Genomic DNA, 8,175 nt, shown 5'->3' with positions numbered 1-8,175 from the left:
GAGCCCTATTCAGCTATCGGCGAAGCGAACTCTTGACAAACCGAACTTGCCAATGGTTTAAAATGGAAAAAGTCAAGGGTTTATTTAGCATGCCTTCTTTTGTTCCCTTCGCCCTTGATTGACCTCTAAATAAACCATTGGTGTGTTTGTCAAGAGCGATAGCGTGGCATTTCCACCTAATAAATGGTAGGTAGTATGAACCGTGCTAGTTTTTCATAGAACTTTTGACACTACCAGTAGCACAATTAGCAACCATAAGATAATGGATATTATTAATTCTATAAAACTATCCATTTTATTACTTTCCCCCTTACAGCTTATAAACTAAAAAACCACATGTTTTACGTGCGACTAACCAAATTTATTTTTTAAGTCGTTAAAGATGTCAATCACCATACTAAACTCTTCAGGTAAAAATACTGCTACCCAAATCACTCCCACTAAATAGATTAAAATCTCCATAAACCAACCACCTGTCTCATGACCTTTCACTTTTTAACACTTCCTTTATTCTAAAATAAAATAGCGAAAATACTATTTTGATTACTTTTACTCGCGTTACTAAAAATAATAAACACTGTATTTATACTTAGGACACATAGACAGTTTCTTAGATTTTATAGCTGCCTTTCCCCACAAAATCCTTAAACAAAACTCTATATCCTACAATAATTAGAGTAATTATTACGACTAAATTCAGAACCACTCTTCCTATAATTAAGTCCCAAACATCAACGATAGTTCTACCACCAAAGTACACCCCAATAAGACCTAAAATAAATACCATCGGCATTTTTGAAACCCAGTCAGATCCTAAAAGGGGTAGAACCAGCAACTGAACGACGAAGTGCAATTTCGGAAAAAAATGGTAAATGAACCAACTCTATATGAATCGGTTCATTCGTTTTAAAGTGTTTATTATAATGCAAGTCTTTTATCTAGATCCATTCGAAATTCTCCATATGGATTGATATGATTGTAAATTAGAGGAGTGAGAGCGCGATAGTCTTCTGCTGTCATCTGATTGATCCATTCTTTTTCTTTCAGTACATGTTGAATTTTAAGAGTATTAATGTAGACTAAACAATTTTGCAGTAAGTGGAGACTAAGGATAGCAATTTCTTGTTCTTCTGGTTGATTCTTTTGGATCTCTCCACCTTTTCCATAAAAAACGAAATCACTGGCTGAATGCCAGTTTTCCACTACATTTAAACCAGCATGGATTTCTCTACGTATTTCTTCAAAATGCAGATATTCACATAAAAAGATAGTTCTCAACGCTTTTCCTAATTCTTGTAATGCTTTATAGGTAGGATGAGAGGTGTTTTTCGAAAATTGCTTTAAGATAGATTCTGTGTCTGCTACGCTTAATCGTAAAGCAGTTGCATATTTCACCATTTCATCAAACTGTTGACGAATCAATTCCCAATCAATTGTTTTTTGTGCGAGAACAGGCTGTAAATGAGGAAAACTGACTCCAGTATTAGGTTTATACAGTTTCTGTGAACTGATGTTTTTGAGACGTGGCATTAATTTGAAACCGAGCAAGTGACAAAATGCAAAACCTACTTCACTTTGTCCATGTGTATCAACAAAGTTTTTTTCAATTTCTTTATTGGTGTTGTGATTTAATAATCCATGAAGCATAGCAGCTACTTCAGAAGAATTCGGTGTATTTACTTGTGAGTGTATACACATCGATTTTTCCTCTACATGCCAGTAAACAGAGACGCCAGGGCCTCGATAACGTGGGAACCATTGAGTTCTTAAATTTTGATCATATGCTACAACTCTTGTGGAATCAGATGCACAAGAGGTTGTTCCTTTCCCCCAGACCTCTTCTAAACGATCTGCTAAAATGGCATTGACCACATGTTCATTGGCTGCCTTTAAGTTATCTTTGTAAATGTATTTTCGCTTAATATATAACAAATCTTTATAGGTAACATCTGTATTCCCTGCAGCAACCCTTTTTAGACCTGTGTTTGTTCCTAATCCGAAAAGACAAAGCAGCAAGCGTTTTTGAATGGTTTTTCGATCTAACCGTTCATGAGTAGCCAATGTTTGAAAGAGATCCGAAAACCCTACCCGTAAATCTGTTTCTTTTAAAATATCAATAAGATTAGTCATCGACCATCGATTTGCAATCTCTTGTTTGAGATAAGCTAACCGTTTGGGTTCAGGCTGTATATCGTCCTTTGCTAGAGAAATCCATCCACCTTTATATTCAGAAATGGATACTTTTTTATTTCTAGGTATTCCTTGATCTAGCATCGATAGCTTATCATGCATTTCCTGTTGTAACTCCGTAATCTTTTCATCCACATTAATTGGTAACTTAAGAGCTTCATAGTGTTCTTCTCGATTTTTAACAAAGTCAGGTGGGAGATGATCATCTGGATTTCGGTAACGATCTGCAACGACCACCCAAATTTCTCGGCACTTTAACTTATCTCGAAGAGCATGAAGAACACAAATCTCATAATTCATTCGGTTAATTTTCTCATTGCCTTTAGAATCTTTTTCTATGACATGTTCTCGCCATTTAGCAGGAATTATGTCTCTTCCAGTAGGAACATCGTCATCGTGAGCATAATTAATTTGAGTAGTACCCGAGTATTTACGAATCAACTCAATGGCTTTAATAAGAGGCTGATGATTCTGATTGTTGGAACGAAAATCTAACGTTTTCAGTAACTCTGTTACTGCTGTCCGATAGGAACTACTATAGGAGCTTCGGATTTTCCAATATACTTTTTCTTGATAAACCGAGTTCTTATATTTCAATTCTTTAATAATATTCTTTAGGGTGTCCATATCAACTAAAGGAAATAAAATATCTTTTACAATTCCATTTGGATTTTCGAGCGCAGCCTCTAATAATGAGATTAGAATGTCATTTTTGCCATGTACTTTTTTTACTTCTAGAATAAGGTCTTTCTTAACCTTTTTCTCCGCACGGCCGTCAATCTTATGGATAAGAGTGATTAAAATTTCGATTAAACTATCCGTTATCTCCTTGATTCTTGACCAAAAAAGTGCTGCTAGCAAAGTATAGCGTATGGCTGGTTGATGCCTACGTAGCTCTCTTTTCTCTTCCGATATAGCTCTTAATCGATATTTTTTTATTACTTTCGGTGGAATTAAGCTAAATAGGTTATCAGGGAGTTCCAACATATTTAAGGTTTTCCACTTATTAATTTCTAACAGCAATGTATCTTTGCTAACTCGTCCTGGACCTAGTGTAATCTTGCGAAAAGTAATTTTGTTTTTATCTTCTTGCTCTTCGCCTGTTTCATCGTTTTCCATGTCAACCCATGACTCCATAAGAGCATCCATACGGGATAGGGTAATAGGAGATAATTTTTGGTAAGTTTCTTTGTAGAATTGCTGTTCCTGATTCCAAACTGCTGATTTAACCACTCTTTCAATCTGGTCATCAGTAAGTGGCTCTATTTTTTTACGTCTAAATTCAGAGTAGACAGTCTCCTTTAAAGGTTCAAACTCATGAGCATAGTCCAACACCTTCCCCTGTAACCAGGTTGTTATCTCTTTCTCATCTTGAATTGTAACTTCACGAAAACCATATAATTTCCGGATTTCATTTCGATGATTCGTCAAGGTACGAGAACTCCAAGAATATAGATCAAACATCGCCGGATGTACTTTAAGCTGTTTTGCAATAAAATCGATTATTACTTTTGGAATATCACTAGACTTGGCTGGAAATCTGGCTTCATGCTGAAAAAATTTCATTATTACAGCAAAGCCCAGTTGCGAATTAACATACTTACTTTCAATCAACTTTTTTTCAGGTTCGATTAATGTAAAATGACCGATTAGTTCATCTAATTCCCATTGTTTTTTCATTTTGTACCTCTCAATTGAAATCACGATTTAAGTAGGCTGTAAGCATTAACAAGTAATTCTTGGTCCATTGGTTACTAGTTAGTTGCATTATTTTTTTTGTATCTTACGGTACAGAGTCATACGAGAGATACCAGCCTTTTCAGCAGCATCAGTCCGGCTCATCCCTTGTTCCATTAGATATAAAGCATACTTAATTTTTTCCTCGTCAGCTTTTGGTCTTCCAGGAAGTTTTCCTCGCTTCCTTGCAGCTAAAATTCCTTCCTTTGTTCGTTCAGAGGTAAGATCTCGCTCAAACTGTGCAATTCCAGCAAAAATGGTAAACAACATTTTTCCATGTGCTGTTGTTGTATCAAGCCAGGACTCCTTTAAACTTTTTAAATGCGCTCCCTTTTGTGAAATTAGCTCTGTAATCTCAATCAAATCTTTCGTGGAACGAGATAAACGAGTTAAATCCGTTACGACAACCGTATCTTCTTTTCGAAGAAACTCTAACATGCGGTTTAACTCCGGGCGATCCCGTTTAGTACCAGTCAGTTTTTCAAAAAAGATTTGTTCACATCCGAAATCTTCAAGCTGTTTCTTTTGGCGATCTAAATTTTGGTCAATTGTGGAAACTCGCATATAACCAAATTTCACATACATCCTCTCCTTCCTATATAATTGTATCAAAAACACTAAAATAATGATATTGTTACAAAATATTTTGTTACATATTTTTGTTACGTTAGTTATGGGAGATTGCTAGCTTAGAAAATTGTTGTGCACTCACGTAACAGAAACGAACGTTTTTGTGACAGCTATAGCATGGGGAACCTTGCCAAGATCCCAAAAAAGGCCCAGTAAATCGGCTTTTTGTATGGACAATCCGCAAGATTAATAAACATGACATATTAATAGTAAGTAATTAATTCCCTATGGAGGTGAGTTCATGCAACATATGTGTCATTGCTGCGGTGGTACAGGTGGGTGTCGTTACTGTGGTGGTACAGGAAAGTGTTGTTGTTGCGGTGGATCCGGTTGCCACCATTGTCAGAGAAGTGGATGTTGTCCCACTTGCCACTGCGGCAGGATGTGTGGATGCTGTGGTGGAACAGGTGTTCAACCATCAGTAGGTCGAGCTAAATAAATAATGAAAACAGGAGCTTGCTTGAAATGAAGCCCCTGTTTATTACATATTAATCCGTCTATTATTATGAAGCTTGTCGGCAAGCCTCCGCACAACGACGACACGCTTCAGCACATTGTTTTGCAATATCAGTACCAACACTTTCACAAAGATCAGCGCATTTGATACAAACATCCGCACAAGCTTTGGCGAGAGCACCCATAAACTCACTGTCTCTTGCACAAAATTTGCCGCAAGTATAACACAAATCAGCACAATCCCTTAAATATCGAATCAGTTTCGTGTTTTGCGTATCCAATGACTCAGCGTACGTTTTTTCACAAAATCTTGCTGCCTCAAAACATAATTCCATCGCATTTCCTTTAACATGTTCCACTTTTTAAACATCTCCTTTATGTATATTTTTTGCTTACCTTTTTACTATTTACCAAAACCAAAGGAAAAATGTGTTTTAAATCGATTTCTTCTTAGGGGTATTTTTACATATCCCCTCGAAGGGGTTCAGCCGAGATACGTGTAAAAAGTCATAGACTGGATTTTTTTTCATAACATGACCCATTGATGGTGGTATGATAAGTATGGAAATGATACTCTAACGCAACACAATTTACAGGAGAGGATAAAAGCCGAAAATAAAGTAGCTTTGCTTCATTTTTTGTTTTTGGGATACAACAGTGACTTTTTTCGGAGATTTCAAACGAAGTACATCTTTCTTTTAAGGTCCATCAGCATTAAGCTCGAATTTGATTAAATTATCCAGTTTCTTTGCTCACTGTTTAATGAGTGAATAAAAAAGTAACTAAAAAAGTGGGGGAAAACGGAAAGAATAAAACACATCACGCCTCTTGTAAGAAGAGTGGATGTGTTCATTAAAAAAACATATACTTTTCAATTTATCCATCTTTGACAATTTCATACTTTGGTGTGTAACCAGCCCGGTGAATAGCTTCTCTTAAGGAATTCAAATCTGTTTTCGATGGGTCAAAAATGACCGTTGCTGATTGATTTTTCACATTAACATTAAATTGAGAAACACCCAATACTTTTTTCAACTCAGCTTCGACCGAAGCTTTACAACTTCCTCAACTCATGCCTAGATCTTTAAAAACAACCATCTTTTCTCCAATTCCTGGATTCATGATTGAATTTTCGATTGAATTCTTTTTAAAAAAATCAAAGATCCCCATTCATTCTCACCTCACCATAATTATCTGTAACCGCCAAGTAGAAATGAACACTTTCTTACCTAAAAATGCTGAATAAGACTGAACACTATTTTCCAGTAGAGACGTGCGCTTTATTTGGAGAGGCGGACATGATAGCCTACTTCGTCTGAGCCAGATTCTTTGGTACATCTGGCTTCATGGCTCGTGATCTTGCGCGCAGGGGCTCCATGTAAAGTGACAACATGTCCCCACAACTTCCAGTAAAGTGTTCACTTCAATTTAGCAAAAAGTGTTCAAAGTTATCAGGCGGTTACATTATCTCACCTTACCCTGCACAACAGGATAATTTGGAAACATCCTTATCAAAAGTAAGAGCTGCTAACTTTAATCCTTCCGCCATCGTCAAATAAGGCGCAAGGCTTTCGCGTAAATCTTGAACCGTTAAACCAAATTTAACTGCCAATGTTCCTGCATAAATAACATCCCCGGCATTTTCGGCCACAATATGAACGCCAAGCACTTTTAATGTTTTCGCGTCAGCGATCAGTTTGAAAACACCAGTTGTTTCCCGGTTTACAAGGGCTCTCGGTACAGCATCTAAAGGTAAAACGGACGTCTTTACTTCATATCCTTCTGCTTTCGCTTGTTCTTCAGTGAGCCCCACAGTAGCAATCGAAGGATTCGTAAACGTGACTCCTGGAACGAAACGAAGATCAATTTTTTGTTCCGTAACAGCCAAGGCATTTCTAGCCGCAACCCCGCCTTCATAGGCTGCTACATACACAAATTGAGGTCCCATTGTTACATCTCCTGCGGCAAAAATGCGCGGATTGCTTGTCCGGAGATATTCATCAATGATCACTTCTTCCCGAGATCCGACCTTAACACCGGCAGCATCAAGGTTAAGTGCTGCTGTATTTGGCTTTCGGCCAGTGGCAACAAGAAGCTGTTCTGCTTCAATTACCTGTTTCTCACCATTCACCACAATGTGAATACGTTTGACATCCCCGTCTTTTTCTACTCTCTCATACGTCGCACCCGTAATTAAACTTATCCCTTGTTCCGTTAAGGCTTCTGTTACAGCCTCAGAAATTTCAGGGTCATATGTTTTTAAAATGCGTGGACTTCGCTGGATTAAGGTCACTTCCGATCCCAAATTATGGAATAGCTGTCCTAGTTCCATCGCAATATATCCAGAACCAATGACGGCTAGGCGTTTCGGAAGTTCTTTCAGTTCAAGAGCTGTAGTACTCGTTAGAAAATCGACTTCTTTTAAACCTTCAATGTCTGGCACCTGTGGAGAAGCACCGGTTGAAATGAAAAAGCTTTTCGCTGTAATCTTCCGCCCATCAACCTCTACCGTGTTCTCATCAAGGAATTTCGCTTCCCCTTGGATAAGGTCAAAACCGTAATCATCGATTAAATTGACGTATTTCTCCTGACGCATATTGTCAACAAGTTCATTCTTTTTGTTAACTAATGTGGCTAAATCTACCGGTCCCGCTGAAATGTCTAGTCCGAGAAAAGGATTCATGCGAGCCAAATGATTGATTTCCCCGGCACGAAGCAGTGTTTTGGAAGGGACACACCCAATATTGACACAAGTTCCGCCTATGGTGCCACGCTCGACCATGGCTACTTTAGCACCTTGTCCGACTGCTTCAATCGCTGCCGAAAAGGCAGCTCCGCCGGATCCAATAATAAGTAAATCATAGTCGCCTTCCTGGCTCAGTTCAGGTTTTCTTTCACTGGAAATGATTTCAGCCTCCCCAGGCATGTACCCGGTATCCGCGATTGCTTTCTTTGCTTTTTCAATGTCGCTTTTCTCTTCAACCTGGAAAGTTGCTTCTCCTTTGCGAAAACTTGCCGTTACATTCTTTGCGCCAATACTGTTCAATGCGTTGATCACGTGATCTTCACAACCAGCACAAGTCATTCCCTGTGTAGGAATTCGTACGTTTATCTCTTTTTCAGACATAATTATTCACCTTTCCAATTTAAATTCGTATTACT

Annotated in this window: 6 protein-coding genes and 1 pseudogene; 1 reads left to right on the top strand and 6 read right to left on the bottom strand. The window is 38.0% G+C overall.

Features of this window, described 5'->3' with window-relative positions; genetic code table 11:
* Positions 1-351: 351 nt before the first annotated feature.
* The 3 genes from E2L07_RS20925 to E2L07_RS16230 form a co-directional block, all read right to left on the bottom strand.
* Positions 352-492, bottom strand: a complete 141-nt coding sequence (locus E2L07_RS20925) for a hypothetical protein (RefSeq protein WP_166740105.1) — start codon at positions 490-492, stop codon at positions 352-354.
* A 426-nt stretch (positions 493-918) separates the two neighbouring features.
* On the bottom strand, positions 919-3,870 hold the full coding sequence (locus tag E2L07_RS16235; protein WP_101226399.1) for a Tn3 family transposase: 2,952 nt from the start codon (positions 3,868-3,870) through the stop codon (positions 919-921).
* An 87-nt stretch (positions 3,871-3,957) separates the two neighbouring features.
* Positions 3,958-4,506 carry a recombinase family protein gene (locus E2L07_RS16230; protein WP_101226415.1) on the bottom strand — a complete coding sequence of 183 codons (549 nt, stop codon included), beginning with the start codon at positions 4,504-4,506 and terminating at the stop codon, positions 3,958-3,960.
* Positions 4,507-4,847: 341 nt separating this feature from the next.
* On the opposite strand from E2L07_RS16230, the gene E2L07_RS21550 reads away from it, so the two are divergent.
* Entirely contained in the window at positions 4,848-4,982 is a 135-nt protein-coding gene (locus E2L07_RS21550; RefSeq protein ID WP_276399894.1) for a hypothetical protein, read from the top strand.
* Between the two features lie 78 nt (positions 4,983-5,060).
* Here E2L07_RS21550 and E2L07_RS16220 read toward each other — a convergent pair whose 3' ends face one another.
* The 3 genes and pseudogenes from E2L07_RS16220 to merA all read right to left on the bottom strand — a co-directional run bounded on the left by E2L07_RS16220 (position 5,061) and on the right by merA (position 8,140).
* A complete protein-coding gene (locus tag E2L07_RS16220; RefSeq protein WP_101226401.1) occupies positions 5,061-5,372 on the bottom strand; it encodes a four-helix bundle copper-binding protein in 312 nt (103 codons plus the stop codon).
* A gap of 517 nt (positions 5,373-5,889) precedes the next feature.
* Positions 5,890-6,066 (bottom strand): annotated as a pseudogene (locus E2L07_RS21775) (heavy-metal-associated domain-containing protein); the annotation flags it as partial.
* 421 nt (positions 6,067-6,487) lie between these two features.
* Positions 6,488-8,140: a mercury(II) reductase gene (gene merA / locus E2L07_RS16210; protein ID WP_101226403.1), complete on the bottom strand. Its 1,653-nt coding sequence runs from the start codon at positions 8,138-8,140 to the stop codon at positions 6,488-6,490.
* Positions 8,141-8,175 lie beyond the last annotated feature (35 nt).

The organism is Halalkalibacterium halodurans (genome assembly GCF_004376175.1).
Classification (GTDB): domain Bacteria; phylum Bacillota; class Bacilli; order Bacillales; family Bacillaceae_D; genus Halalkalibacterium; species Halalkalibacterium halodurans.
The sequence above is the reverse complement of the archived record's forward strand: the minus strand, read 5'-3'. Positions and strand labels throughout refer to the sequence as shown.